27 protein-coding genes and 1 tRNA gene are annotated in these 26,300 nt (G+C 69.2%); 10 read left to right on the forward strand and 18 right to left on the reverse strand.

Annotated elements, in window-relative coordinates; genetic code table 11:
* The first annotated feature begins 115 nt into the window (after positions 1-115).
* Positions 116-916: an SGNH/GDSL hydrolase family protein gene (locus MHY30_RS06895; RefSeq protein ID WP_239276136.1), complete on the forward strand. Its 801-nt coding sequence runs from the start codon at positions 116-118 to the stop codon at positions 914-916.
* On the opposite strand, the gene MHY30_RS06900 is transcribed toward MHY30_RS06895, so the two are convergent.
* The gene (locus MHY30_RS06900; protein ID WP_239276137.1) at positions 874-1,458 is read right to left on the reverse strand and encodes a dihydrofolate reductase family protein; all 585 of its coding nucleotides are present in this window, start codon (positions 1,456-1,458) and stop codon (positions 874-876) included. The two genes, MHY30_RS06895 and MHY30_RS06900, sit on opposite strands and share 43 nt — an antisense overlap.
* Positions 1,459-1,616: 158 nt before the next feature.
* On the opposite strand from MHY30_RS06900, the gene MHY30_RS06905 reads away from it, so the two are divergent.
* A complete protein-coding gene (locus tag MHY30_RS06905; protein ID WP_239276138.1) occupies positions 1,617-2,018 on the forward strand; it encodes an arsenate reductase ArsC in 402 nt (133 codons plus the stop codon).
* 102 nt (positions 2,019-2,120) lie between these two features.
* Here the strand turns inward: MHY30_RS06905 and MHY30_RS06910 are convergent, their stop codons facing one another.
* From MHY30_RS06910 to MHY30_RS06925, 4 genes are all read right to left on the reverse strand, one after another.
* Complete coding sequence (locus MHY30_RS06910) at positions 2,121-2,402, reverse strand: putative quinol monooxygenase (RefSeq protein ID WP_239276139.1); 282 nt, start codon at positions 2,400-2,402, stop codon at positions 2,121-2,123.
* A 44-nt stretch (positions 2,403-2,446) separates the two neighbouring features.
* On the reverse strand, positions 2,447-3,469 hold the full coding sequence (locus MHY30_RS06915; RefSeq protein ID WP_239276140.1) for a BtrH N-terminal domain-containing protein: 1,023 nt from the start codon (positions 3,467-3,469) through the stop codon (positions 2,447-2,449).
* Positions 3,459-4,028: a PadR family transcriptional regulator gene (locus MHY30_RS06920; RefSeq protein ID WP_239276141.1), complete on the reverse strand. Its 570-nt coding sequence runs from the start codon at positions 4,026-4,028 to the stop codon at positions 3,459-3,461. The genes MHY30_RS06915 and MHY30_RS06920 overlap by 11 nt, the downstream gene beginning before the upstream one ends.
* 125 nt (positions 4,029-4,153) lie before the next feature.
* Positions 4,154-4,675 carry a GNAT family N-acetyltransferase gene (locus MHY30_RS06925; protein ID WP_239276142.1) on the reverse strand — a complete coding sequence of 174 codons (522 nt, stop codon included), beginning with the start codon at positions 4,673-4,675 and terminating at the stop codon, positions 4,154-4,156.
* A gap of 272 nt (positions 4,676-4,947) precedes the next feature.
* Between MHY30_RS06925 and MHY30_RS06930 the strand changes: the two genes are divergently transcribed.
* The 3 genes from MHY30_RS06930 (at position 4,948) to MHY30_RS06940 (ending at position 7,340) form a co-directional block, all read left to right on the forward strand.
* On the forward strand, positions 4,948-5,697 hold the full coding sequence (locus tag MHY30_RS06930) for an SDR family oxidoreductase (RefSeq protein ID WP_239276143.1): 750 nt from the start codon (positions 4,948-4,950) through the stop codon (positions 5,695-5,697).
* 95 nt (positions 5,698-5,792) lie between these two features.
* Positions 5,793-6,710 (forward strand): AEC family transporter, encoded by a 918-nt coding sequence (locus MHY30_RS06935; protein ID WP_239276144.1) that lies wholly within the window; start codon positions 5,793-5,795, stop codon positions 6,708-6,710.
* 78 nt (positions 6,711-6,788) lie between these two features.
* Positions 6,789-7,340, forward strand: coding sequence for an HdeD family acid-resistance protein (locus MHY30_RS06940; protein ID WP_239276145.1), 552 nt, complete (start codon positions 6,789-6,791; stop codon positions 7,338-7,340).
* 55 nt (positions 7,341-7,395) lie between these two features.
* Here MHY30_RS06940 and MHY30_RS06945 read toward each other — a convergent pair whose 3' ends face one another.
* Together MHY30_RS06945 and MHY30_RS06950 are read right to left on the reverse strand one after the other, a co-directional pair.
* Complete coding sequence (locus tag MHY30_RS06945) at positions 7,396-9,369, reverse strand: S9 family peptidase (RefSeq protein ID WP_239276163.1); 1,974 nt, start codon at positions 9,367-9,369, stop codon at positions 7,396-7,398.
* Between the two features lie 2 nt (positions 9,370-9,371).
* The gene (locus tag MHY30_RS06950) at positions 9,372-10,136 is read right to left on the reverse strand and encodes an SDR family oxidoreductase (protein WP_239276146.1); all 765 of its coding nucleotides are present in this window, start codon (positions 10,134-10,136) and stop codon (positions 9,372-9,374) included.
* Between the two features lie 159 nt (positions 10,137-10,295).
* On the opposite strand from MHY30_RS06950, the gene MHY30_RS06955 reads away from it, so the two are divergent.
* Both MHY30_RS06955 and MHY30_RS06960 read left to right on the forward strand, forming a co-directional pair.
* Positions 10,296-11,093: a glycerophosphodiester phosphodiesterase family protein gene (locus MHY30_RS06955; RefSeq protein ID WP_239276147.1), complete on the forward strand. Its 798-nt coding sequence runs from the start codon at positions 10,296-10,298 to the stop codon at positions 11,091-11,093.
* 109 nt (positions 11,094-11,202) lie between these two features.
* On the forward strand, positions 11,203-11,574 hold the full coding sequence (locus MHY30_RS06960; protein WP_239276148.1) for an RNA polymerase-binding protein RbpA: 372 nt from the start codon (positions 11,203-11,205) through the stop codon (positions 11,572-11,574).
* A gap of 13 nt (positions 11,575-11,587) precedes the next feature.
* Here MHY30_RS06960 and lnt read toward each other — a convergent pair whose 3' ends face one another.
* The 9 genes from lnt to MHY30_RS07005 form a co-directional block, all read right to left on the reverse strand.
* Positions 11,588-13,147: an apolipoprotein N-acyltransferase gene (gene lnt, locus MHY30_RS06965; protein WP_239276149.1), complete on the reverse strand. Its 1,560-nt coding sequence runs from the start codon at positions 13,145-13,147 to the stop codon at positions 11,588-11,590.
* A 61-nt stretch (positions 13,148-13,208) separates the two neighbouring features.
* Positions 13,209-15,683, reverse strand: coding sequence for an RNA helicase (locus tag MHY30_RS06970; protein ID WP_239276150.1), 2,475 nt, complete (start codon positions 15,681-15,683; stop codon positions 13,209-13,211).
* A complete protein-coding gene (gene tatC, locus MHY30_RS06975) occupies positions 15,680-16,438 on the reverse strand; it encodes a twin-arginine translocase subunit TatC (protein ID WP_239276164.1) in 759 nt (252 codons plus the stop codon). Before tatC ends, MHY30_RS06970 begins: the two co-directional genes overlap by 4 nt.
* Positions 16,439-16,501: 63 nt before the next feature.
* On the reverse strand, positions 16,502-16,756 hold the full coding sequence (gene tatA / locus MHY30_RS06980; RefSeq protein ID WP_239276151.1) for a Sec-independent protein translocase subunit TatA: 255 nt from the start codon (positions 16,754-16,756) through the stop codon (positions 16,502-16,504).
* A gap of 77 nt (positions 16,757-16,833) precedes the next feature.
* A complete protein-coding gene (locus tag MHY30_RS06985) occupies positions 16,834-17,817 on the reverse strand; it encodes a YafY family protein (RefSeq protein WP_239276152.1) in 984 nt (327 codons plus the stop codon).
* Positions 17,814-18,806: a YafY family protein gene (locus tag MHY30_RS06990; RefSeq protein ID WP_239276153.1), complete on the reverse strand. Its 993-nt coding sequence runs from the start codon at positions 18,804-18,806 to the stop codon at positions 17,814-17,816. Before MHY30_RS06990 ends, MHY30_RS06985 begins: the two co-directional genes overlap by 4 nt.
* 26 nt (positions 18,807-18,832) lie before the next feature.
* Positions 18,833-19,789 carry an FKBP-type peptidyl-prolyl cis-trans isomerase gene (locus tag MHY30_RS06995; protein ID WP_239276154.1) on the reverse strand — a complete coding sequence of 319 codons (957 nt, stop codon included), beginning with the start codon at positions 19,787-19,789 and terminating at the stop codon, positions 18,833-18,835.
* 9 nt (positions 19,790-19,798) lie between these two features.
* A complete protein-coding gene (locus MHY30_RS07000; protein WP_239276155.1) occupies positions 19,799-20,821 on the reverse strand; it encodes a tRNA (adenine-N1)-methyltransferase in 1,023 nt (340 codons plus the stop codon).
* Complete coding sequence (locus MHY30_RS07005) at positions 20,818-21,522, reverse strand: HAD family phosphatase (RefSeq protein WP_239276156.1); 705 nt, start codon at positions 21,520-21,522, stop codon at positions 20,818-20,820. Before MHY30_RS07005 ends, MHY30_RS07000 begins: the two co-directional genes overlap by 4 nt.
* A gap of 98 nt (positions 21,523-21,620) precedes the next feature.
* On the opposite strand from MHY30_RS07005, the gene MHY30_RS07010 reads away from it, so the two are divergent.
* Positions 21,621-22,487, forward strand: a complete 867-nt coding sequence (locus MHY30_RS07010) for a PAC2 family protein (RefSeq protein WP_239276157.1) — start codon at positions 21,621-21,623, stop codon at positions 22,485-22,487.
* 61 nt (positions 22,488-22,548) lie between these two features.
* On the opposite strand, the gene MHY30_RS07015 is transcribed toward MHY30_RS07010, so the two are convergent.
* Positions 22,549-23,379: an undecaprenyl-diphosphate phosphatase gene (locus MHY30_RS07015; protein ID WP_239276158.1), complete on the reverse strand. Its 831-nt coding sequence runs from the start codon at positions 23,377-23,379 to the stop codon at positions 22,549-22,551.
* A gap of 8 nt (positions 23,380-23,387) precedes the next feature.
* Positions 23,388-24,689, reverse strand: a complete 1,302-nt coding sequence (locus tag MHY30_RS07020) for a M20/M25/M40 family metallo-hydrolase (protein ID WP_239276159.1) — start codon at positions 24,687-24,689, stop codon at positions 23,388-23,390.
* Positions 24,690-24,828: 139 nt separating this feature from the next.
* Between MHY30_RS07020 and MHY30_RS07025 the strand changes: the two genes are divergently transcribed.
* A tRNA-Leu gene (locus MHY30_RS07025) sits at positions 24,829-24,913 on the forward strand.
* A gap of 142 nt (positions 24,914-25,055) precedes the next feature.
* The gene (locus MHY30_RS07030; RefSeq protein WP_239276160.1) at positions 25,056-26,099 is read left to right on the forward strand and encodes an isopenicillin N synthase family oxygenase; all 1,044 of its coding nucleotides are present in this window, start codon (positions 25,056-25,058) and stop codon (positions 26,097-26,099) included.
* Positions 26,100-26,300 lie beyond the last annotated feature (201 nt).

Here is a 26,300-nt window from a genome sequence, read left to right on the forward strand (position 1 = left end):
TACCGGGGCCGGTACGGGGGCGCGAATCGTGCACTGGGGCGGGCATAGAGCGCCCCGGTGCACGATCCGCGCCCCGACACGCAGTGCGCTCGCGCGGCCCGCGTAGGCTGAGCGGATGGCATCCGTACGCTATGTCGCGCTCGGCGACTCGTTCACCGAAGGCGTCGGCGATGAGCTGCCCGACGGCACCGTTCGCGGCTGGGCCGATCTCGCAGCCCAGGGATGGGCGGATGCCGCGGGCGAGCCCATTCAGTACGCCAACCTCGCGATCCGCGGGAAGCTCATTCGGCCCATCGTCGAGGAGCAGCTGGAACCCGCCCTTGCGCTGAAGCCCACGCACCTGTCGTTCAACGGCGGCGGCAACGACATGCTGCGTCCTCGGACGGGAATCGACGGAATCGTCGACATCTTCGACCACGTGGTGCGCCGGTGCGACGAGGAGGGCGTGCAGCTCATCGTGCTCTCGGGCGCGAATCCGTCGGCGGGCCTGCCGTTCGGCCGGGTCGTCCAGGGCCGCGGCGATCGCCTGTCGTACGCCGTCGAGGAGCGTCTGCGTGCTCGGCCCGACGTGATCACGGCGTACAACTGGTTCGATCGCGAGCTGGCGGGGCCGGAGTTCTGGTCGGTCGACCGGCTACACATGAACGCCCGCGGACACCATCGTGTCGCCGCGCGCGTGCTGCAGTCGGTGGGTCACGAAGCGCCGGGGGAGTGGTGGAACCTCCCCGAGATCCCGGAGATCCAACGGTTGAAGGGCACGGCCTACTATCGCGAACACGTGGCCCCGTGGGTGCGTCGCCGTCTCACGGGCACCTCATCGGGCGACGGCCGCGCCGCCAAGTTCGGTGGCGGCTGGGTGGAGCTGACCCCGCTTCAGGACGGCGAGTTCCCCGGGGACGCGGGCCGGAGCGCGTAGACGAGCTCAGCGAATTGACCCGCACGCTTCGCATCGAGGAGCGTCAACCGCTCGGGTCCGAGGACGCGGGGCATGAGCGGCTTTCCCGAACCCAAAGTGGCCGGAGCGATCGAGAGACGGATCTCGTCGAGGAGATCCGCGTCGGCGAACTGACCGGCCAGGTCGCCGCCACCGACAATCCAGACGTCAGCGTTCTCCGCCGCCTTTCGGATCTCGTCCCACTGCTCGTCCACGCTCCCCGCCACCATTCGGATGTCGGCCCCATGGACGAGCTCGCGAGGACGAGAGGAGAAGACGAATGACGGTCGCCGGCCGTAGAGCTGTTGCCAACGTTCCGGCTCATCGTGAAGATTCTCGTTGCGAACCAGCCACTCGTACGTCGACGAGCCCATCACGAGCACACCGACGCCGTCGAGAAATGACCCGAAGGCGACCTCGGCCTCGGCGCTGCCTGGCGTGGCAAACAGCCAATCGAGGGAGTCCTCCTCTGTCGCGAGAAATCCGTCGACGGTCGTGGCGGTGTGGAAGATCACTCGAGTCATAGACGGACGATATCGACGACCTCCGACATCGATGCGCGCGACGAATGGGCCGCACTTAGCTCAACGCCTATTGAGGTAGTATCGCCGCTGTGGAGGGATGCCACCAATGTGAGCGCCTGCCACGCCGAAGGCGATGCACCCGAACGCGAAGGAGAATTATGTCTCGTCCCACCGTCCTGTTCGCCTGTGTCCACAACGCCGGCCGGTCGCAGATGGCCGCGGGGTATCTGGAACACCTCGCCGGAGACCGCATCGAGGTGCTCTCGGCCGGCTCCGAGCCGAAGGACCAGATCAACCCCGTCGCGATCGAGGTGATGGCCGAGGAGGGCATCGACATCGCGGGGAACACCCCCAAGATCCTCACCGTCGAAGCGGTCCGCGAGTCCGACGTCGTCATCACGATGGGCTGCGGCGACGCGTGCCCGATCTTCCCCGGGAAGCGCTACGAGGACTGGCAGCTCGACGACCCCGCCGGGCAGGGTGCGGACTCCGTGCGCCGCATCCGAGACGAGATCCGGGGTCGCGTGGAGGCGCTGATCGGAGAGCTCGCTCCGGTGTGACCGCCGCCGGGGAGGCCCGCCCGTCGAGCGCGGCGGCACGCCCGTCGACGAGGCCGAGCAGGGCCGCGAGCCAGGTCAGGCGCGGCAGCGAGCGTCCCGCGATCACACGTCCTTCGTGATCGAGTACTGGCGTTCGATGCCCGCCGTCACTCGACCCCACAGGCTTTGCGAAACCCGCCGTTGGTGGCGGTCGAACGCGTCGTCGTCGGCGAAGAGCTCTTCGACCCACCAGACGAGGGTGTCGTCCGTCTGCGCGACCACGAATCGAAGGCATCCGGGCTCTGCTCGCGTGAGTTCGACGTGTGCGGGCAGGTGACTGCGGACGATCTCCGCTTCTTGCGGCGTGGCACAGACGAGGCGGCCCCTCACGCGGACGGTGCTCATCTGAAGAGACTAGGCCCTACCCATGCCGCACGCGGAAACCGCCCTCAGCCGATGCGTGGGCCTCCGGAGAGCCCGCTGAGGCTCGTCATCGCAGTCGTCTCCAGCACCGCAATGTCCTCCAGCAGTCGGCTCGCTTTCGAAAGATGCGCTCGGTCATTCGTGACGCCGGACTTCTCGATGAGCTGCGCGACCATCGTCCACAGCAGAGCGGACTGGGCGAACAGGTCCCGCCCGTGGAAGACGAGCTCGGCCTCTCGCCGGTCATCGATGAGCTCGGTGCACTCCGTGAGGAAGTCGCGGTAGAGATTGCGAAACAACGCACCTCCCGTGCCCGCGCGTTCCATCATGAGGGCGATGAGGGGGAGGTCGCGACCCGGGTCCTCGATGCGGTCGAGCCACGCCGTGACGCGCTTCGCTGCGGTGCGAATTCCCTTGCTTCCGATGTTGCTGATGGGCGGTGCCAGGAAATCCTCGGCGCACGAGGTGATGGCCGAGATGATCGCGGGAAGGAGATGCGTGTGGTCCGCCAACGGGGCCGGGGCCTCCACGGTGAACGATCGATGGCGGGCCGACATGGGGCCGCGCGCTGCTCGCGCCTTGGCCAAGCTTTCCAGGCTCGTCGAAACGGCTCCACCTTGCTGGGCAGTGTCGACAAGGTATGCCCGGTCTTCGTCGTAACCGTACAAGGCGACGATGTGACCAGCGAAGTGCACGCGTGAACCGAAGTACTCCAAGTCGAAACTGTCGAGTTGGAGACCTACCGGGATGCCTTCGTCGATCCGGGAGCGCACCTGCTCCCACGCCTTCCGCGGGGAAGTGGTTTCTTGCACACGCAGGCCGAGCCCCAGCCTCCGCGCGATGTTCTCGGTGAGAGTGAAGGGCTTCACCCTGCCCCCGAGGAAAGGGAATTCCTGCTGCTTCGAGTCCCAGTAGATGAAAGACAGTCCGCTGCCGATCCCGAAGAGCATCGGTTCGGACAGTGCCACGCCGACGTGATGGAGAAGGACCCCGAGCGCCGTCGTCTCGCAGTGGGTGCCGCCGGCCGTGGGAATGTCGTCAATGAGCATTGGGGTCTTCACGGGGCACCAGGACTCGCGCGGCGAGCCACGACCTTTCTGCCTCGAGCAGGCTCAGGGAGTAGGAGAACACCTCACGCGCCGCTCGGGGGAGGGGTGACTGCCTCGCCTCTGCCTCTGTCACGGAGGAAATCCTCGCCTCGAGGAGCTGCAGCCTGTCCTGCAACGCACGGACGTAATCGTGCTCGGGCACGAGGGACGAGTTGGCCAGCCCGACGAGAAACGGGTGAGCAACCGTTTGCAGCTCCGAGAGGAAAGCGGCAGTCTCGGCCGCTGCGACCTCGTGCCCTGCTGCGGTCGCGCGGAAGACCCGCCGCGACTTCGCGCCGGCACGGGCCGCATCAGTCTCGACGAGGCCACGCCTTTCGAGCTTGGCGATGACGTAGTAGATGGAGGAGAACCCGATGTCCGTCCATTTTCGAACGCCGCGCTTCTCAATGACCCGTTCCAGGTCGTAGCCGTGCCGAGGCTGCTCGACGATCAGTCCGAGGATCGTCAACTCCGCGGGAGTCAATTGCGGAGCAGCTTGGTTCGACGATGTCACGACCACGCGGCTATTCTAGCGTCAGAATACAACGGGGCGGTAGGGGACCGCTTCACAGCCGTGGCGACGGCGACCCTCAGGAGTCACCGGTCGAGTCCGCGATGTGACGTGAGTCCGCGGCCGCAGGGGGGTCAGACGAGCAGTTTTGTGCGGCGTCGCTCGAGGAGGGTCATGCCCTGGCGCTCGTCGAGCTTGACGGCGCCGTCCTCGATCCATCCGAGACGTTCGTAGAACGTCGCGGCGCGGTCGTTGCCGTCGAGGACCCACAGGTAGGCAGATGTGAACCCGCCCTGCCGGAGGGCGGTCTCGGCGGCCGAGATCAACGCATGCCCGACGCCGGTCGAAAACTCGTCAGGGCGTGCGTAGAGCCCCCAGAGCTCACCCTGCCCGGAGGCCTCCGCGTCCCGGCCGGGTCCGAAAGAAGCCCATCCGACGATCGCGCCGTCGCGGTCGGCCACGATCGTGCGGCCCGTCGCGTGCGAGTCGTCCAGGATCCGGCGCCATCCTTCTTCGCGCTGCTCGATCGACAACCCATCGAGCACGTCGTCGGGCATGAGACCCCGGTATGCGGTCTGCCATGACGTGACGTGCACGACGGCGATGCCGTGCGCGTCGTCGACGGCGGCGGCCCGGATCTGCAGCGCGTGTCTCACACCACCTGTTGCTATCACATCGGCCGCCACCGCACTGCGACATGGGGGTGGGGATTGCTCACCGCGCGGAGCGCACGAGAGCGCAGAGCACGGTCGCTCGCTTCCAAACTGACATAATGTACATTATCGGCTTACGTTCAACCGCGCCGAGACTCGATCGCCGGAGCGGATGCCGCCCGGTCGACCGCCGATCGCAACCCTCGGCGTCGAAGGATCCACCGAGCACCACGAGCTCCGCGATGCCAGGATGAGCGCGTGGATCAGAGGACACGATGAGGATCGCGATCGCCGGCGCGACCGGAACGATCGGCCGGCACGTTCATGCCGTTGCAGCGGCGCGCGGCCACGACGTCGTGTCGATCTCACGCGCCGCCGGGCATGACCTCACGCGGGATGATCTCGTCGAAGCGCTCACGGGCGTCGACGGCGTGATCGACGTCGTCAGCATTTCTACGCTGTCGCGCGGCCGCGCGACCTCGTTCTTCGAGACCACATCGCGGCGGATCCAGCGCGATGGAACGGCTGCCGGCGTACGGCACCTCGTGGCGCTGTCCATCGTCGGCATCGATGGCGTGGACTCCGGCTACTACGGAGCGAAGCTCGCGCACGAACGCCAGGTGACCTCGGGCGATCTGCCGTTCACGCTGCTGCGCGCGTCGCAGTTCCACGAGTTCGCGGAGCAGACCGTCTCGCAGGGACGGCTGGGGCCCCTGGCGATCGTGCCGAGGGCTCTCCTCCGACCCGTGGCCGCCCGCGAGGTCGCCGAGCACCTCGTCGACCTGGCCGAGGGCGCTCCGCGAGGGCGGGTCGACGACCTCGTCGGACCACGAGACGAACGGCTCATCGACATGGTCCGCGCGCTCCTCGCCCACGACGGCAGGTCGCTGCCGACATGGGAGGTTCGCCTCCCCGGAGCCATGGGCGCGGCGATGGCATCCGGCCGCCTCCGTGGGAACACGGACGCGCGTCGCGGCACGCTCTCCTACGCGGACTGGCTCCGGCAGCGCGACTCGCGCGCATGAGGGCGGGATGCCTGGGCCGCATCCCGGGCTAGGCTCGCCTCGATGGAATCGCGACGTCGCTCCCGCGACTCGCGGGCCTGCCCCGAGGTGCTCCGATGAGCGGCATCCTCACCGGGTTCGCCGTCATCGGCCTCGCCGTCATCGTCGGCTACGTCATCGCGCGCATCGACCTGCTCGGCCCGCACGCGCGTCCGGTGCTCAGTCGACTGACCTTCTTCGTCCTGTCGCCGTTCCTGCTCTTCGTGGTGCTCGCCCGGGCCGACGTGAAGACGCTGTTCTCCGCGCTGCTGCCGGTGTCGATGCTCACCGCGGCCGTGATCATCGTGGGGTACGCGCTGATCTCGTGGCTTGTGCTGCGCCGTCGCACGGCCGAAACGGTCATCGGCGCGCTGTCGGCGGGCCAGGTCAACAGCAACAACATCGGCATCCCGATCTCGCTCTACATGCTCGGCAACGCGGCGTACTCGGCACCGGTGATCCTCTTCCAGTTGCTCGTGCTCATGCCCATCGCTCTGGCGATCCTGGATGCCGCGACCTCGGGCTCGCGCTCCCCGCGACGCATCCTCACGCAGACGGCGAAGAACCCGATGCTCATCGGATCTGCGCTCGGTGTGCTCGTGGCGGTGCTCGACGTCGATCTGCCGCCCATCGTGATGGACCCGCTCGCGTTCTTCGCCGCGGCGTGCGTTCCGATCCTGCTGATGACGTACGGGATGTCGCTGTACGGACAGCGCGTGCTGACCGAGCCGGGACGCCGGATCGACGTCGTCCTGGCGGCGACGTTGAAGCTCGTCGTCATGCCCGCCGTCGCGTGGGGTATCGCCGTGGCGTTCGCGTTGCCACCCGATCAGGTGTTCGTCGTCGTGGTCTTGGCAGCGCTCCCCACCGCGCAGAACGTGTTCAACTTCGCGCAGAGGTACGGCGTCGGCGAGATCCTGGCGCGCGATGTGGTGTTCCTGTCGACGCTGGGCTGCCTTCCGGCGCTGTTCGGAATCGCCCTGCTGCTGGGCTGATGCCGCTCCCCCACAACCTTCATCAGAAGGTCTAAGGTGGGCGTCGAAGCTCCCAGCGTTCACACAGGAAGGCTCGCCATGACCACCACCACCCCGTCCAGCTCGCCCGCGGTCCGCGCTGTGCGCACGGCCCTGGCCGTCAGCGGCGTCGTTTCTCTCATCGTGGGTCTGTTGATCCTGCTGTGGCCCGGACGCACCGCCCAGGTCGCCGTCGGCATCATCGCCGTCTACGTCATCGTCGCCGGCCTGGTCAACATCGGGATCGGGATCTTCTTCCGATCCGGCTGGGCCCGCATCGGCTACATCGTGCTGGGGCTGCTCTTCATCGTGGCCGGCATCTTCTCGTTCGCCAACCTGCCCGCGGCGACGGCCTGGTTCGGCGTCTTCGTGGGCACCCTCGTCGGCATCCTGTGGATCATCGAGGGCGTGGTCTCGCTCACGACGCTCAGCCACGGTTCGGGGCGCGGCTGGACGATCTTCTTCGCGATCATCAGCATCGTCGCGGGCATCGTGCTGCTGTTCTCTCCCCTTCTCGGGGCCGTGACGCTCTTCATCCTGCTGGGTGCTTCGCTCGTCGTCCTGGGAGTGTTCCAAATCGTGCGAGCGATCCAGTTCGCAAAGACCGCCTAGCGGCGCGAACTTCACAGGGGCCCTGGATGCCACGGCATCCGGGCCCCTCTGTCGTTCATGTGACCGGAAGGTGACGCCCCCACCACTCCACCACCGCGTCGAACCGCTGAACGCGATGACGGGGGCGTCCGGCACGGGTGAGCTCGTGGTCCTCGCCGGGAAAGACCAGCATCTCCGTCGCGACGCCGTTCTCCTTCAACGCCGCGTAGTAACGCGTCGCCTGTTCGAGCGGACAGCGGAGATCGAGCTCCGAGTGCAGCACGAGCGTCGGCGTTCGCACCCGGTCGACGACGGCCATCGGGCTCTGCGCGGCAATCCGCTCGGGATCCGTGCCGACGTACTCCTGCCCGAAGAACGAGCCGATGTCGCTCGAGCCCGGAAAGGCGACCGGGTCGAGGAACCCGCGCTCGACGATCGCCGCCGCGAATCGATGATCGTGCGCGATGATCCACGCCGTCATGTAGCCGCCGTACGAACCTCCCATGACACCGACTCGGTCGGCATCCAGTCGCGCATCCGACGCCACCACGCCGTCGAAGAAATCGATGACGTCGAAGAAGTCGAGCGTTCCCATGGCGTGACGGATGACCCGACCGTGGGCGCGGCCGTAGCCCGCACTCCCCCGCGGATTGCTGTACACGACGGCGTACCCCGCATCGACGAGCACCTGGGTCTCATCGAACAGGTGCACCCCGTACGACGCGTACGGTCCGCCGTGGATCTGCAGGATGACGGGGAACGGCCCCTCCCCCTCCGGCACAGCGACCCAGCCGTGCACGGGATATCCGTCGCGGCCGGCGACGTCGCGCTCTTCGGGAACGACGATGCCCCGGTCGCGCGCACGCGCCCCGTGGGCGGTCAGTCGCCGCGGCTGGGCATCGCCGTCGACCATCACCAGTTCGCCGAAAGATGTCGGCGAGGCGATGGATGCCACCACGCGGTTCCCGGCGACGGCATGACCGGTCACCTCGACGTCTCCGCCCAGGACTTCCGTCGCCGCTCCCCCGCGGGTCACGCGCACGAGACGGACACGTCCGCGCGCGCGATCCTGCACGAGGACGTCGTCGCCGCAGACGGAGAGGTGCGAGCCGACCTCGCCGAGGTCCGTCGTCTCAGGGTCGGTGAGAGCGACCGGCCCCCGCTCCGTGACGAGCCACAGCGCCGTGCCCGGCGCGACGAAATCGACGCCGGAGGAGCCGACGTCGTATCCCCGGAGGAAGACCGCTCCGTCCGTCGCGACGGCGACCTCGTCGACCGCGAGGTTCGCGGTGCGGGCCAGGACCTCCCGCTGCCCCGGCGCGTCGACCGACACGGCGACCACGCGCGAGCGCAGATCTCGCGCGCGATCCTCGATCTCGTCCGGCACGCTGAGAAGCACGCGGCCGTCCTCCGTCCACACCACGCCCGCCCAGCTCGCCACGCCCTCGGTGATCTGCTGCGGCACCGCGGCGACGACCTGTCGTTCGGGTGCCGCCGCATCCGGGGCGGGCTCGTAGAACGGTTCCGCGTCGACCGCGGGGGCGTCCACGACGAACAGATGGGTGGGGCGGTCGAGGTACCCCTGCCCGTTCGCGTGCCACCGGATGCCGGTGATCCGGCGCGGCGGCTCGGCCGCGGCATCCCTCCCCTCGACCGTGCCGTAGCGGCCGGGCTCGACGACACGGGCGGTGAAGGCCAGACGCGTCCCGTCCGGCGACCACGCGAGATCGGTCACGCCCCCGGGTTGGTCGGTGACCTGCACCGGCTCACCGCCCGCGGCGGATACGACGAAGAGCTGCGCCCGGCCGCGCCCGTCGGCGCGGATGAAAGCGACGGTCTCGTCGTCGGGCGACAACCGCGGGGTGTGGTCGGCGACGCCGCGGGTGATCCGCCGCGGCGCGCCGTCGGGCAGGTCCACGCGCCACAGCTGACCGACGGCCCGGTCGGCGGCGATGTCCGGACGCGAGGTGGCGTACACGGCGAACCCGCCGTCGGACGAGAGCGCGGGGCGCCCGACCGACACGAGAGACTCGATGTCGTGGGCGCGCACGCTCACTCGCCCCCGAACGAGTCCGTGTCTCCCACGAGGCGCGTGTGGTCGGCGGGCACCGGGTCGAGGGCGGCGCGGGCGACCTCGGCAGCGAACTCGGCGACGTTGTAGAGCTTGCCGGCGTCCTCGCGGCGGGCCGCGATCGCCCCGGGGTTGGCCCGCTCGAGCAGCGTCGCGGTGATCGTGCCCTCGATCATGTCGCCGGAGACGACGGTGAACCCGATCCCGCGCTCCTCGAGGGCCGGGATGCGCTCACGCAGAGCGTCCTCGCCGGCGCGCTTGGAGAGCGCGACGGGCTCGTACTCCGGCATCGTCGGCGTCGTGCGGATGAAGTGCGCCTGGTGGCTCGTGACGAACACGACCCGCGAGCCCTCCCGCAGCAGGGGCAGCGCGGTCTCGAGCACGTTGACCTGCGCGTCGCGGTTGAGCTTCAGGGCGTAATCCTCGGCCATACCCGACTCCATACCGCCCGAGGCGTTGAGCACGAGCACGTCGAGACCGCCGAACGTGCGCTCGACCTCGTCGAACATCGCCTGCACCGACGCGGGGTCGGTGAGGTCGGCGCCGACCACGAGCGCCTCGACGCCCAGCTCGCGCAGCTCAGCGGCGAGCTTCTCGGCGCGGGGGGCCTTGTTGCGGAAGTTGATGACGACGTTCGCGCCGGCCTCCGCGAAGTATCGAACCGTGTCGGCGCCGATACCGCGCGATGAGCCGGTGACGAGCGCAGTCTTGCCGCTCAGGGAGCCGGACGGGAGGGTCTGAGACACGGGAACTCCTGATGGTTCGAGATCGGATGCCGCGCGGCGACGGGGGCCGGGGCGACCTCCCCAGCCTACCGAGCCGCACCAGGGATGCCCGGAGCGGTGGAACGTCGCCGCCACCCGCTCGACCGGCGTGCGTGCTACGTTCGCCCGCGGAGGCCCCTGATGCACGCGCCGATCCCCACCCGCCACCCGTACCTCGCACCCGAGGGACCGCGCGTCCTCGCGCACCGGGGCCTCGTGACGACGGATGCCGCAGCGCTCGGGGTGGTCGAGAACTCGTTCGCGGCGGTGGCCGCCGCCCATGCCGCCGACGTCGACTACGTCGAATCCGACTGCCACCTGACCGCCGACGGGACGGTGGTGCTCTTCCACGACGACGATCTGTCGCGCGTGACGGGCGACCCTCGCGCCATCGCCGACGTCCGCCTGCCCGAACTGGAAGAGCTCATGGCCGAGCGCGGCGGTCTGGTGACGCTCGCGCAGGCGCTCGACGCGTTCCCCGAGCTGCGCTTCAACCTCGACGTGAAGGCCGAGAGGGCGGCCGAAGCAGTCGGGCGCCTCGTCGCCCCGCACGCGGCGCGCGTTCTGGTGACGAGCTTCTCCGACGACAGACGCGTGGCGGCTCTGAAGGCCGCCCACGCCGCGGGCGCCGCGCTCCGCCCCGCCACCTCGCCCGGATCGTCGACCGTCGCGCAGATCGTCGCGGCCCAGCGACTGGGGCTCCGCACGCGCCTACGGCGGCTCCTCAGCGGGCTCGACGCCCTGCAGATCCCGGAGCGGCAGGGACCACTGCCGGTGCTGTCGCAGGGACTCCTCCGCGCCGCACACGCCGCGGGTGTCGAGGTGCACGTCTGGACCGTGAACGACCCGGCCCAGATGACGCGACTACTCGGTCGGGGCGTCGACGGGCTGGTCACCGACCGCGCCGACCTCGCGCTCGCCGTCGTGAACGGACGTTGAACGCAAGATGTCCTGAGCATCGTCTGTGAATCCCGCCACGGGGCCGCCGGTTCGAATAAAGCGCACAGGTGCGGCCGTTATACATGGGGACCGACGAGAGGACCACACAATGGCAGATCGCAGTCTTCGAGGCATCCGACTCGGCGCACAGAGCCTTCAGAGCGAAGACGGGGTCGTGTTCCACGACCGGGCCCAGCACACCTACGCCTGCAGTACCTGCGGCCGCGAGACGGTGCTGACCTTCGCCGCCGACGCCGAGGTTCCCCCGGCATGGGAGTGCCGTACGTGTGGCGCCGAGGCGCTGCTGCGCATCGGCGAGGGCACCGCCACCGTCGACCACAGCGACGACAAGGCACCCCGCACGCACTGGGACATGCTTCTAGAGCGTCGCACGATCCCCGAGCTCGAGGAGCTCCTGGAGGAGCGCCTGGCCTTCCTGCGCGCACGCCGTGGCGGCGGCGACCAGAAGATCAGCGCCTGACGCGGATCACGAATCAGACGCCGGTTCCCTCGGGAGCCGGCGTCTTCTTCGTGCGCCTGCGCAGCCCGAGCAGCACTCCCGCCGCCGCGAGGCCGGCGATACTCCCCCACCCGAGGATGATCTTCACGGCTGGGCCGATCACGACGGCGGGGGTGAGTCCCGTCCGCAGCGGGACATCGGTGAGCATGTGCCCCGCGACGTCCACCGGCAGCTCGTCCAGCGTCGCACCGTCGGGAGCGATCACCTGGCTCGTTCCCACCGTCGAGAGGTTGACCACGGCCCGGCCGGTCTCGATGGCGCGCATGCGCGCGAAGGCCAGCTGCTGCAGGTTCTCGTCGGTTCCGCGGAAATCGGCGTTGTTCGTCTGGAACATGAACACCTCCGCACCCTGCGCCGCGCCGTCCCACACGACGTCGTCGTAGATGACGTCGAAGCAGATGGCCACACCGATGCCCACGCCCTCGAGGTCGAACACCGGGCTGGCGGTGCCCGGGGTGTACTCGCGCCCGATGAGCCCGATCAGGTCGGGAGCCAACGGCTCCCAGAACGCGCGATCGGGGACGTATTCGCCGAACGGCACCGGATGCCGTTTGTCGTACGTCTGCTGCGGTCCACCCTCGGCCGTCCACAGCAATGCCGAGTTGTACAGCTGTGATCCGCGCTCCGTCACCGCCGCGACGAGGAGCGGGGCGTCGACCCGGCGGGAGAGCTGGTTCAAGGTCGCTGCCGTGGCAGGGTACGCGGTCGGGTCCGAATCCACGCCACCCTCGGGCCAGAGCAGCACATCCATCTCTTCCCCGAAGAGCGGTGCGGATGCCGCGAGCTGCGCGTTGAGCACCGCATTGGGGCCGCGGGGGTCGAAGTAGCCGGCGGGCCCGTTTCCCTGAACCGCGCCGACGCGGATCGTCCCGGCTTCACCGGTCGGGAACTGCGGCAGCACGAGCAGCGCCGCCAGCAGCGCCGCCGCGGGAACCGCCGGCAGCACTCGGCGGGCGCGCGTCCGGCGCACGTACTCGATCGCCATGGCGCAGAACAGCACCACGAGGAAACTGAGGCCGGACATCCCCACCCAGGACGCGACCTCGGCGAACGGCCCGGTGACCTGCGAGACGCCGATGCGCCCCCACGGAAAACCCCCGTAGGGCCACGATCCCACGATCTGCTCGCGCAGCGTCCACAGACCCGCCACCAGCGCGGGCAGCAGCACGAGACGGCCGAGGCGTCCCGGAACGATCCGCGGCATCCATCGATATGCCAGCGCGATCGGTACCGCGAACACCGCCGTGAGGAGCGCTTCGAGCGCGGAGAGCGCGATCCACGGAATCGGCCCCAGGTAGCGCGCGGTGAACAGCAGGTTCACCGAGAAGAACGCCGCCCCGAAGAGGAACCCGACGAGCGCCGCCGACCAGACTCGGCGGCCAGCCAGGGCGATCAGGGCCATGGCCACCGCGGGGAAGGCCATCGGCCACCACGCGACGGCGGGATAAGCGGTGACCAGGAGGAGACCGGCGGCCGTCGACAGCGGGGCCGCGATCGCCAGCGGGACGATCGGTCGCGGCGGGTCGTCAAGCACACGTCCAGCCTAGGCGGGCGAAGGCGTCCGGAACTGTGTGCCGGCCGCGGGACACCCCTCGCTACGCGGAGGTGTAGGCCACGATGCCGCGACGAACCGCGTCGAGGGCGGTCCGCGCGGTCTTGGCGAGCTTCGGCTCGGCCACGAGCGAGATCTGATCGAGCAGGTCGATGGTCTGCTTGGCCCAGCGGACGAAATCACCCGCGGCCATATCGGCGAGGGTCAGCACACTGTCGAGCGGCAGACCGCGCGCCCAGCCGTGCATCGCCGGAGCCAGCCCGGAAGCGGGCGTCTCCGAACCGGGAAGGCGGTGGTCGCGCTCCAGGTCGTCGAGCTCCTGCCACAGCGTCTGAGTGGCATCCAGGGCCGCACGGAATGCGCCGCGCGGGAGACCCCGCTCCCCTGGCCCCGCCTCGTCGCGCCGCGGCTCGTACACGAGACAGCACGCGAGAGCCGCAAGGGCGGGTGCGTCGAGGTCTTTCCAGAGCCCCTGGCGCAGCGATTCGGCCACCAGGAGGTCGCGCTCACCGTAGATGCGGCGCATCGTGCGTCCTGCCGGGGTCAGTGTTGTTGCACCGTCGGCGTCGATCTCGACGTACTCCAGTGCCGCGAGCACATCGACGACGCGATCGAAGACGCGCGCCACGGTGCCGGTGCGCTGGTCGATCTGCTGGCGGGTCTTGTCCGTGGACCGCTTGAGCTTCCAGTAGCGCTCGGCCCACCGGGCATGGGCTTCCCGGTCGGGACAGGAATGGCACGGATGCCGTTGCATCCGACGGCGAAGGGACTGGATCTGCTGCTGACGTTCGTCACGGAGGCGGCGCGGTGCGGTCGCGTCTCGGCGATTGATCTTCTCGAGATCGGACAGTTCACGCCGGATCGTGGAGTATTCGCGGAAGTCGCCGCGGTCGCACGTCATCGCGTTCTCGTAGCCCGCGAGCGACTCCTCCGCCTCCTTCACCTGGCGGGCCAGGCCTACGACCGAGCGATCGGCTTGGAACTGTGCGAACGAGGACTCCAGGATCTCGCGGGCGCGCGCACGACCGAACCGGTCGATCAGGTTCACGGCCATGTTGTAGGTCGGGCGGAAGCTGGAGTTCAACGGGTAGGTGCGTCGCGACGCCAGGGCGGCCACGGATTGCGGCTCGAGTCCTTCGGTCCACTGCACGACCGCGTGGCCCTCGACGTCGATCCCCCGTCGTCCCGCGCGGCCGGTGAGCTGGGTGTACTCCCCCGAGGTGATGGCGACGCGCGCTTCGCCGTTGAACTTCTCGAGCTTCTCGAGGACGACGGTACGGGCGGGCATGTTGATGCCGAGCGCGAGCGTCTCGGTCGCGAAGACGACCTTGACGAGTTTGCGTCGGAACAGCTCTTCGACGACCTCCTTGAAGGCGGGGAGCAGACCGGCATGGTGCGCCGCGATTCCGCGCTCGAGATTCTCCCGCCACTCCCAGAAGCGCAATACGGCGAGATCCTCGTCCTTGAGCGCGAAGGTCAGCTCGTCGACGACCCGCCGGATCTCGGCGCGTTCCTCAGGTGAGGTCAGGCGCACGTCGGAGCGACGGAGCTGCTGTACGGCGGCATCGCATCCGGCCCGGCTGAAGATGAAGAAGATCGCGGGGAGCAAGTGGTTCCTGCGGAGCAGGTCGACCACTTGCGGGCGATCGATGCGCTCGATGCGGGGAGCGTGCGCCGCACGGACGGGGCGCTGGCCTCCGCGGGGCTGTCGACGCCCACCGGCATGGCGGGCCGATCGGTACTCCTGTGCACGTCGGTTGCTCTCGAACGTCGACGCGTGCCCGCCGCGGATGCGCAGCAGCTCCTGGTTCACCTGGGCCGTGGCCACCCCCGCGCGATCGTCGAACAGCGGAAGGAGGTCGCCGCGCACGAGCACGTGCTGCTCGAGCGGCACGGGGCGTGTCTCCGACACGATCACCTCGGTGTCACCCCGAACGGTGTCCAGCCAGTCGCCGAACTCCTCGGCATTGGAGACGGTCGCCGAGAGCGACACCAGCCGCACCGAGCGCGGCAGGTGGATGATGACTTCCTCCCACACCGCGCCGCGAAAACGGTCGGCGAGGTAGTGCACCTCGTCCATCACGACGAACCGGAGCCCGCGCAACGCCGACGAGTCGGCGTAGAGCATGTTCCGCAGAACCTCAGTGGTCATCACGACGATGCGGGCGGAGGCATTGATGTTCGTGTCGCCGGTCAGCAGCCCGACCTCGTCGTCGCCGTACACCTCCTGCAACTCGTGAAACTTCTGGTTCGAGAGTGCCTTGATGGGTGTCGTGTAGAACGCCTTGTCGCCCGGCTCCAGCATCGCCAGGTGGATCGCGAACTCGCCCACGATCGTTTTTCCCGCTCCGGTGGGAGCAGCCACCAGCACACTGCGACCGTCCTCGAGCGCCTGGCATCCGGCGATCTGGAAATCGTCGAGCTCGAACCGTTGCGACTCGGCGAAGTCGGCGGTCCGGGGATGTTGCGCGCGGGCCGATGCCCGAGCGAAACGGTCGGCTGCGCTCAGTCCACTCACACAGTCGATCCTGGCAGTCCCGCCTTGAGAGCACGACGGGCCTTGCGCCGATCGAACAGCATGGATAGACCCGCCGCGGCGAAGAACAGGACGATCAGGATGCCGGCGAGCATGAGCATGCTCACCACGTCAGCGGCCGGGGTGGCCAAGGCCGCGAACACGGTCGCGATGAGCACCGCCACGCGCCAGCCCTTGATGATCGCTTTGCCCGACATGACCCCCGCGACGTTGAGCGCCACGAGGAAGACGGGCAACACGAAGGCGACCCCGATCACGATCATCAACTTGAAGACGAAGTCGTAGTACTCGGTCGCGTTGTAGAAGTTGACCGCACCGTCGGGGGTGAAGGTCCACATGAGCTCGATCACGTGCGGAACCACGAGCGTTCCCACCCAGCAACCGAGGAAGAACAGCGGGACCGCGGCGGCGACGAAGCTCACCGTGTACCGGATTTCTTTTCGCGTGAGCCCGGGCATGATGAACGCCCAGATCTGCCACAGCCAGATCGGCGCGGAGAGGAAGATGCCGATCGAGAAAGCGATCCGCATGCGCAGATCGAAGGCGGACGTGACGTTTGTGAAGTTCAGCGCGGAGAAATCGTCGCCGCGCTGTGCCGTGATGTACCGGATGGGGCCGGTGATCCAGTCGATGACCGGGTCGGTGATGATGAAGGCCACCACCATGCCGAGGACGAGGCCCGCCGCGGCCAGCATGAGTCGCTTACGCAGCTCGATGAGGTGCGCGCCGATCGACATGCGCTTGTCGCGCCGCGGCCCCTCGGGCACCTCGAGCCGCGGCGGTCCTGCCGTCACCACGTGCTAGACGGAGGTGTCGCCGGACTTGCGCGGTTCGGAGACGGCGGATGACGCAATGCCCGAATCGGTCGGACGCGAGGGGTTGCTCGAGGAATCGGAGACCTCGTCGTCGCGCTTCATCTCTTTCATCTCGCTCTTGAAGACGCGAGCGGACTGGCCCACGCTCTTGGCGAGGGCGGGAAGCTTCGCCGCACCGAACAGCAGAAGGATCACAGCGAGAAGGATCAGCAGGTGCCATCCGTTCAGATTGCCGAGCATGAGTTCTCCTCGTTTCGTTCGGACTGGATTTCAGTGTAACCCGGGGATCCTGCCCTCCGGCAGGAGCGGGGCCAGGTTCACCCGGCGGGCGATGCGCCTCCCGTGTACTGCGCAAGACCCGCCGCGGCCCAGGCCGCAGCAGCCCGGCGGGCACCGGACGGCTCGAGTAGTTCCACCTCGCCCCCGCGGCGCGCGGCCAGTCGCTTGAGACTCTGCTCGTCCGCCAGACGCAGGGACGCCACCGCGGTCTCGCCGTCTCCCTCGATGGTGGCGCGCTCGAGGTAGTCGGACAGGAGCGGCGCCACCGCGCGGGGGAAGCGGAAGCGCGCGACGACCTCGTCGTCGGCGGGAGCGAACAGCTCCGGGACCGGGTCGGCGCCGTGCTCCGCGACGATGTCGGTCACCTCGGCATCGCTGACCCGTTCGAGATGGAACGTACGGACAGCCCGACGGGTGTGACACCAGCCCTGCAGGTACCACTGCCCTCCCGCGATGTGGATCTTGATCGGATCGACCGTGCGCAGTGTCGGCCCCGCGCCCGGTGCCCGGTAGGTGAACGACACCGCCTTCCGCGCTCGCAGGGCCCGGTCCACCACGTCGCGGACGCCGTCCACGGGGCCCGGGGCCACGATCACCGGTGGAGGAGTCGACGACGCACCGCGGGCGAGCTTGGCCAGCAGACCCGAGACCAGAGCGCTGTCTCCTACTCCGGGGATCGTTCGAGTGAGCTGAAGGCCGGCCAGCAGCGCGGCGGCTTCTCGCGCGGTGAGGCGCGGAGAACGTTCGAGACCCACCGTGTTGGTGATGCTGATGACTTCGTCGCGATCGAGAAGGTCCCAGTCGATGTCGAACAGCTCGTTGGGAAGCTGCCAGTAGCCGCCCTCGCCGGGAAGCCCGATGACGGTCAGCCGCTCGACCATGGCGCGCATCTGATCCAGCGTGACCTCGAAGTCGGCGGCCGCCTCGGCGAGGGAGACCTCGCCCTTGCCGATGATGTAGGGCACGAGCTGCAGGAGCAGGGCCGCGCGATCCAGCGCGGGCAAGGCACGCTCCGCACTCATGAGACACCCCCGTGCAGCTCGAGCGTCGCCCGCAACCGGCGGATGACTTCGTCGCGCAGGTCGTCGGGCGCGACGACGCGCACCTCCGGACCGTACGAGGCCAGCTCGTCGGCGAAGACGTGCCGGTCGACGTAGGGAACGACGATCCCCTGCGGAGCCTCACGGGCCCGACGCGACAGCCGAAGCGCCGCCTCGGTGCCGGGATGCACCTCCAGAAGGGCCTGCTGTTTCGAAGCGACGGCCTCGAGGCCCTCGATCGCGCGTTCGCCCGCGCCGGCCCTCAGTGCCTCGTCGAAGCGTTCGCGCGTGAGCGTCACGTCGCCCACGATCCGTGAGAGGAGGAAGGTGCGATCGGCATCCATCGCCAGGTCGAAGCCGAAGACATGCCACCGCGCCTCGTACTCCACGAGCGCGAGCGGACGGATACGGCGCTCCCGAGCGCGGGCGTCCCCCGGACGCAGATACGAGAACGTCACGACCCGGCACTGCTCGATGGCCCGCTGGAGCGCGGGGAAGGCGGCATCCCGGGCGCGGATGCGCGGCGCGTACCCGATGATCGGTTCGTCGACCGCGATCCCGAGAGCGCGGATCTTGCGCAGTCCGCTGCGCGCATCGGCGGAGAGGGATTCGCTCCCCCAGACGCTCCCCGCGATGTTCAGCAACGCCACCTCGGCCGGGCTGAACGAGATGTCCTCGGGAAGGGCGTACTCCGCGGTGGGCACCCGATACCGTGCTTCTCGCAGGTCCTCGGGATCCGCGCGGTCCCCGATGGTCTCGATCGGGACGCCGAGACCGCGCAGGTTCTCCTTGTCGCGTTCGAACATCTTCTCGAGCGCGTCCTTCGAGGCCCCTGCCTCGAACTGCTCCCGGTAGCCCGCGACCGTCGAGAGGATGGTGTCCTTCGTCAGCCCCTGCTCGGTCGCCATGAGAGCGACGACGAGATTGACCAGACGCTCCTCGGGAGCGGGTCGTGAGGAGGTGGCGGACACCCGCCCATCCTAGGCGCGGTGCGGACTCAGTCGTCGACGCCGATGACGTCGAAGACGTAGACGAGAGCGGTATCGGCCGGGGCTCGGAAGGCCTGCTGGTCGGCCGAGGTCTGATCGGCGGGGACGACCACGAGCACCTGCGAACCGACCGTCTGGCCCTCCAGCGCCGAGACGAGCTCCCCGGGGAGCTCCGACGGTGCCACCGAGATCGGGGTCTTGCCCCACGTCGTGGCGAACGTTTCGCGGTCGTTCCACGCGACGCCCAGGACGTGCAGGCGCGCAGTCGCATCGGCGGTGAGTGCGGGGCCGTCGCCCTTCTTGAGCGTCTGTACCGACACCTCGGACGGCGCCTCGCCGTCGGGGATCGTTACGCCGGGCTGTCCGCCGGGAGCCCGCACCACGGTCGGCAGACCGAAGCCGGCGGTGAACTGGTCGGCGCCGTCGGCGGCCGGCAGGTACACGCGCTCGACGTCCGCGACCACGACGGCGGAGCCGCCCTCCGGGATCCCCAGGCCCTGCGCGGCCTGCTCTCCGACGCTGTCGTACGGCATCGCCACGACGACGCGCGACCCCTCGGTCGCGCAGAGCATCGTCGACGAGAAATCGGGGAACGTGGCATCCCACCCCGACAGCGGCTGAGCGTTGGCGACGTTGCCGTCGTAGCGCGAGCCGACGATGCGTTCGCCCGTGACACCGTTGTAGACGGTCAGATCCAGCAGCACGAGCTGGTCGGCCTGCGTGATGCGCTCGCCGTCGCCTGCGACGACGGTCTGCACGGAGCGGGAGTCCGGGAGGAACGGGGACCGCACCTGGACGTCGGGCTGCGTGCCCACCTCACCGGAGACGGTGACGGCTTCCGCCGCACGCGGGTCGGCGGTGGGCGCCGCGCACGCGGAGCCGGGGGCGCCGGCGGATGCCGAGCACCCGACGAGACCGAATCCGGCCAGGGCGGTCACGGCAACGAGGGCGGGAAGTCTGCGCACCGGATCAGTTTAGGCGTTCGTCTCGGGCGTCTCTGCCGCGGTTCCCGCGTCGCCTCGCCGGCGCACGCCGTCGGCGGCCTTCTGCGCTTCGCGCACGCGCTTGCGAAGGTTCTTGTCCGTGATCTCGCGGTCACCGACGGCACCGGGAGTCCACAGTTCCACGTCCTCGTCGCCGTAGCTGGACTTCGACGCGCGCCGCTTCACCTCGGGCGGGACGGCCCCGGGGGCCAGGCGGCGCGCCGTGAGCAGGAATCCGGTGTGCGCGACCATGCGGTGGTCCGGGCGGACGGCGAGTCCTTCGACGTGCCAGCCGCGCACCATGGTCTCGGAGGCATCCGGGTCGGTGAACAGCCCGGTGCCGCGGATGTACTCGGCCACGCGGCTGAGCTGCGTCGCCGTCGCGACGTAGCAGAGCACGACCCCGCCGGGCGTCAGCGCATCGGCCACGGCGTCGATGCACTCCCACGGCGCGAGCATGTCGAGGACGACACGGTCGACGGATGCCGGCGACACAGCGTCCGGGAGACTCTCGACGAGGTCTCCCACGACGACCTCCCACGTGGCGGGCGGGGCACCGAGGAAGGTCTCGACGTTGGCCCGCGCGACGTCGGCGAACTCTTCGCGACGCTCGAACGACACGAGGCGACCCGCGGGACCGATCGCGCGCAGCAGCCACAACGACAGCGCGCCCGAGCCGACGCCGGCTTCCACGACCGTGGCGCCGGGGAAGATGTCGGCCTGCGAGAGGATCTGCGCGGCATCCTTGGGGTAGACGATCGCGGCGCCGCGGGGCATGGACATGACGAAGTCCCGCAGCAGCGGGCGCAGGGCCAGGTAGTCGTGACCCGAGCTGTTGGTGACGACGCTGCCGTCGGGCTGGCCGACGAGCAACTCGTGCTTGAGCACACCGTTGTGGGTGTGCAGCTCGCCGTTCTCGCGCAGCGTGATGGTGTGCATGCGCCCCTTGGGTCCGGTCAGCTGCACACGGTCGCCGATTCGGAAGGGGCCGCTGAGGTGCGGGGTCTCGCTCATCGCTTCTCCTGCGGGTTCGAAACGTCGGTGAGGGTGGGGGCGTGCTCGGCGTGGAGGGCGGCGAGGTCTGCGGCTCCGCGGCCCTCCAGCGTGGGCCACAATGCGTGCGCGCCCACACCGTCGAGCGAGACCATCAGGGGAACGCCGAGGGTCACGGCCCCGCTGGCGATCGCCGAGCGCAGCCCGTTGGGCGAGTCCTCGATCGCGACGGCGGATGCGATGTCGACCCCGAGCGACTGCGCGGCCTGGAGGTACGGATCGGGATGCGGCTTCGGGCGTTCGACGTCGTCCCCGGCCACGACGACGTCGAACGCCGGGAAGTCGATGAGGTCGACGATCGACAGGGCCATCCGCCGCATCGACATCGTCACGAGGGCGGTACGGACACCGGCCCGCCGCAGATCGGCGAGCATCTCGCGGGCGCCCGGTCGGAAGGGAACGCCGTGGACGGCCAGCTGACGCAGCACCTCGTCGGTCAGGTGCGCGATGATCTCGTCGACGCCCCACGGGACGCCGGCGTTCTGCAGGAGTCGTGCCGAGTCCTCGAGCGCGAGTCCGACCATCCCGAGCGCCTGCGCGTGGGTCCACGTGCCGCCGAACCGCTCCACGAGGGGGGTCTCCGCCGCCATCCAGAACGGCTCGGTGTCGACCAGGGTGCCGTCCATGTCCCAGAGGACCGCGGCGGGAGCGGAAGAAGTCATCGTTCCATCGTATCGAGCGCGTCGGGCGCCCCGAGGCGCTCCCCCGGGCGCATGCGCCTATCCTGGGTATCCAGCCCCGCAGGGGCAGAGGAGGTTGCGTGGACGCACTGGGTCGCCGGATCATCGTCGCCGCTTTCGACGGCTGGAACGACGCCGGGGAGGCGGCCTCGGCCGCCGCGTCGATGGTGCGCACGGGCTCCGATTATGAAGTCGTGCACTCGGTCGACCCCGAGCTGTACTTCGACTATCAATACACGCGGCCGCAGATCGGCTCGGATGCCGAGGGCCGCCGCAGCCTGACGTGGCCGGAAGCGACGCTGCTGCGCCCCGCCCATCGCACGGACGACCCCGAGATCTGGCTGCTCGTCGGCGTCGAACCGGCGCGCGCGTGGCAGGCCTTCGCCGCCGAGTTCATCGACGTCGCGCTTCGGGAGGACGTGACGGGATTCGTCGCGCTCGGTTCGATGATGTCGGACGTCCCGCACACCCGACCGATCTCGGTCTTCGCCGGCAGCGACAACGACGCTGTGCGGCAGTCGCTCGGCCTCGAACGCAGCCTGTACGAGGGCCCGGTCGGCATCCTCAGCGCCCTCGGCGACGCCGCCGAGCGCGCCGGCATCCCCACCGCGAGCCTGTGGGCGAGCGTTCCCCACTACGTCGCGGGACACACGCCCTCCCCCAAGGCGACCCTCGCGCTGCTGGACCGCCTGGAGGCGGTCTCCGGCATCCCCGTGCCGCGCGGCGAGCTCGCCGCGGAAGCCCTCGCGTGGGAGGCGTCGATCGACGCGGCCGCGGCCGACGACGACGAGATGCGCGAGTACATCCATCAGCTCGAGCAGACCCGCGACACGTGGGACTCGCCCGAGGCATCCGGGGATGCCATCGCCCAGGAGTTCGAACGGTACCTGCGCCGAGGCGGCGACGGACCCACCAAGCCGGGGCGCGACGAGCCGCCCCGCCGCTGAGCCGTCCGCACGAGAAGACGCCGCCCCTCGGGACGGCGTCTTCTTCGTCTGACTGAGTGTCTCAGTACGGCTGCAGCACACCCACCGCGAGCAGCACGATGAGCACCGCGCCGAGGACCACGCGGTAGATCACGAAGGGCAGAAAGCTGCCGCGCTTGAGGTAGCGCATCAGGTAGGCGATGACCGTGTAGCCCACCGCGAAGGCGACCACGGTCGCGATCGCCGTCTCGCCGAGGCTGTACGGCCCACCGGGCTCCTCGAAGCTCTGGTAGAGCTCGTAGAACCCGCTCGCGAACACCGCCGGCACCGCGAGGAGGAAGGCGTACTCCGCGGCCGCCGTCCGCGAGTACCCCAGCGCCAGGCCCATCGTGGTCGTCGCCCCGGAACGGGAAACGCCGGGGATGAGCGCCAGAGCCTGTGCGGCGCCATAGGCGAATCCGTGCGGGTACGTGAGATCCGTGAGTTCGCGGGTCCGTCGTCCATAGCGGTCGGCGATGCCGAGGATGATGCCGAAGACGATCAGGACGATGGCGACGAGCCACAGGTTGCGGAAGGTGTCGCGGATGACGCTCTGGAAGAGGAAGCCGAGCACGCCGATCGGAATGGTTCCGATGATGATGAGCCATCCCATGCGGGCGTCGGGATCGTTACGCGGGACCTTTCCGCTCAGCGACTGCGCCCACCGCGTGATGATCCGCACGATCGTGCGCCAGAAGAACAGCAGAACCGCCAGTTCCGTACCGATCTGGGTGATGGCGGTGAAGGTCGCGCCCGGGTCGGTGGCCGACGGCAGGATCTCCCCGACGATGCGCAGGTGGGCGCTGGAGGAGATCGGGAGGAACTCGGTCAGGCCCTGGACGAGCCCGAGGATGATGACCTCGAAGATGTGCATGGGTTCCTTCAGTACGTCCGGATGAGGTCGGCGAGGACTCGACGACCGAACTCGAGCGCGTCGACGGGGACGCGCTCATCCACACCGTGGAACATCCCGGTGAAGTCGAGGTCGGACGGGAGTCGCAACGGCGCGAACCCGTAACCGGAGATTCCGAGGGAGAAGAGTGCCTTGTTGTCGGTACCGCCGCCCATGAGGTACGGGATCACCGGCACGCCCGGGTCGTGGCGACCGAGCTCCCCCACCATGGCATCCACCAGGTCTCCCGAGAAGGGCACCTCGAGGCCGATGTCCTGGTGCACGATCTCGATCTCGATCGCGGGGCCGACGATGCGTCGGATGTCGGCGAGAGCCGCCTCTTCGGTGCCGGGAAGAACGCGCACGTCGATGAGCGCCTCCGCCCGGTCGGGGATGACGTTGTGCTTGTAGCCGGCGGTGAGCCCGGTGGGGTTGGTCGTGGTGCGCAGCGTCGAGCGCAGGAACCCGGATGCCGCTCCCGCGCGCTGCGCGAGGAGGTCGGGGTCTCCGGCGTCGTCGCCGGTCAGGTCGGCGAGGCCCGCGAGGAGTTGAGTCGTCGTGTCGGTCAGACGAATGGGCCAGTGCGTCCGGCCCAGCGCCGCCACGGCCTCGGCGAGGGCGGTCACGGCGTTGTCCGGGTGCAGCGCACTGCCGTGCCCGGCACGACCGCGCGCGACGAGCTTGATCCACAGCAGGGCCTTCTCCCCCACCTGCAACAGGTAGGCACGGCGGTCGCCGACGGAGATCGAGTACCCGCCCACCTCGCTGATCGCCTCGGTCGCGCCCGCGAACCATTCGGGACGATCCCGGACGACGAGCGCCGAGCCTTCGACGCCGCCGTTCTCCTCGTCGGCGAAGAACGTCACCACGATGTCGCGCTCGGGCTGCTCCCCCGCGCGCAGCACGTCGGCGACGGCGGTGAGGATCATGGCATCCATGTCCTTCATGTCCACCGCGCCGCGGCCCCACAGGATGCCGTCGCGGATCTCGCCCGCGAACGGGTCGACGCTCCAGTCCTCGGCGACGGCCGGCACCACGTCGAGGTGACCGTGCAGCACCAGGGCCGGCTTGTCCCGGTTGCGCCCCGGGACCCGCGCGCACACGTTGGTCCGACGGTCGACCGGCTCGTAGTAGTCGGTGTGGAGGCCCAGTGATTCGAGGTAGGCGCCGACGTACTCGGCCGCCTCGCGCTCGCCGCGCGACCGGCCGCCACCGAAGTTCGTGGTGTCGAAACGGATCAGGTCGGCGGCTACGCGGGCGACCTCGGGCGGGTCGGCGTCGTGCTCGGACATGCGCACTACGGTACCCGGAGCGGACACGGTGACCCGTCCACGGCGCTCGGCGGACGCGCCCGGGGTGCGACCTCGGTTTAGGGGCGGGACGCGGACATGGTAATGTCGTTCTTCGTTGCGAAAGCGACGAACACCCGATGCGCGGGTGGCGGAATAGGTAGACGCGCTAGCTTGAGGTGCTAGTGCCCGTATAGGGCGTGGGGGTTCAAGTCCCCCCTCGCGCACAGAACGACGAAGGCCCCGGATTTCTCCGGGGCCTTCGTCGTTTCCCGCGCAGGCACACGACCGTGCACCTGTGACACCGGCGAAACGCCCGTGTGACATCCCCCGCCTAGCGTCGAGGCATCACGGAAGGTCGGATGCCTCATGTATCGGTTTCACGTTCCCACCATCGACATCTCCCCCTGGGTCGGGCGGGGGTCGGAGGATGCGCGCGCCGCGGTCACGGCCGCGGTCGACCACGCGTGCCGCACGGTCGGGTTCATGCAGATCGTCGGTCACGGCATCCCGGATGCCGTCCTCAGGGATCTCGAGCAGGGCCTCGACGCGTTCTTCGGACTGCCGCTGGAGGACAAGAAGAGATACGTCCGCCCCGCGGCCGAGAACCGCGGGTACACGCCTCCCAAGAGCGAATCGCTGAGCTACAGCCTGGGGATCGACCCGGTGACGCGCATGAACGACTTCTTCGAGGCGTTCAACGTCGGCACCTCGTGGCGGGAGTACCCGGGCACGGCGGCCACCGCAGCCGACTACGCCGAGAACACGTGGCCCGAGGCGGTCCCCGCCTTCCAGACCGCGGTGGAGACCTACTTCGACGAGGCCCGCCGCGTGGCACAGACTCTGACGCACGTATTCGCCGCGGCGCTGCGTGTTCCCGAGGACTTCTTCCACGGTCTCACCGACCATTCGATCGACGTGCTGCGGATGAACAACTACGCACTGCCGCCGGGTTCCATCGAACTCGGCGCGGAGCTGACCGGCATGGGCGAGCACACCGACTTCGGTCTGGTGACGGTCCTGTGGGCGGACCGCGTCGCGGGGCTGCAGGTGCTGGGTCTCGACGGCTCGTGGAACGACGTCATGCCCGCCGAGGGCGCGCTGCTGGTGAACATCGGAGACGTGGCCGCCCGCCTGACCAATGACAAGTGGCTGTCGACGCTGCACCGCGTCAAGCCGCCCGTGATCGACGGCACGATCGAACGGCGCCGGTCGGCGGCGTTCTTCCATGACGGCAACGCGGACGCGGTCGTGGGGGTTCTCCCCCACTTCGCTTCGCCCGAGTCCCCGCCGCTGTACGAGCCCGTCACGGTCGCGCAGCACATCGCCGCGAAGCTCGCCGGCTCGCGCGCGGGTCGCAAGAACGTCTCGGCCGTGCGCGAGGCCGCGCGGGTGACGGCGAGCCGCGGCTGAGCCGCTCGGCCCGCGGGTCAGCGCCCTGCCGCGGCCGACCGCGCCGCGCGGGTCAGCGCCCTGCGCGGCTCCGCGACGGGGCGTGAGCCGCTTCGCATCCTGCATAAACGCGATTCACGCGCAGAAACACGATGTCCACGCGTTTATGAGCGGAAATCGCGTTTATGCGTGACGATGGGACGATACGGTGCGGGGGCTGTC

The organism is Microbacterium sp. ACRRU (assembly GCF_022346945.1).
GTDB lineage: Bacteria > Actinomycetota > Actinomycetes > Actinomycetales > Microbacteriaceae > Microbacterium > Microbacterium mcarthurae.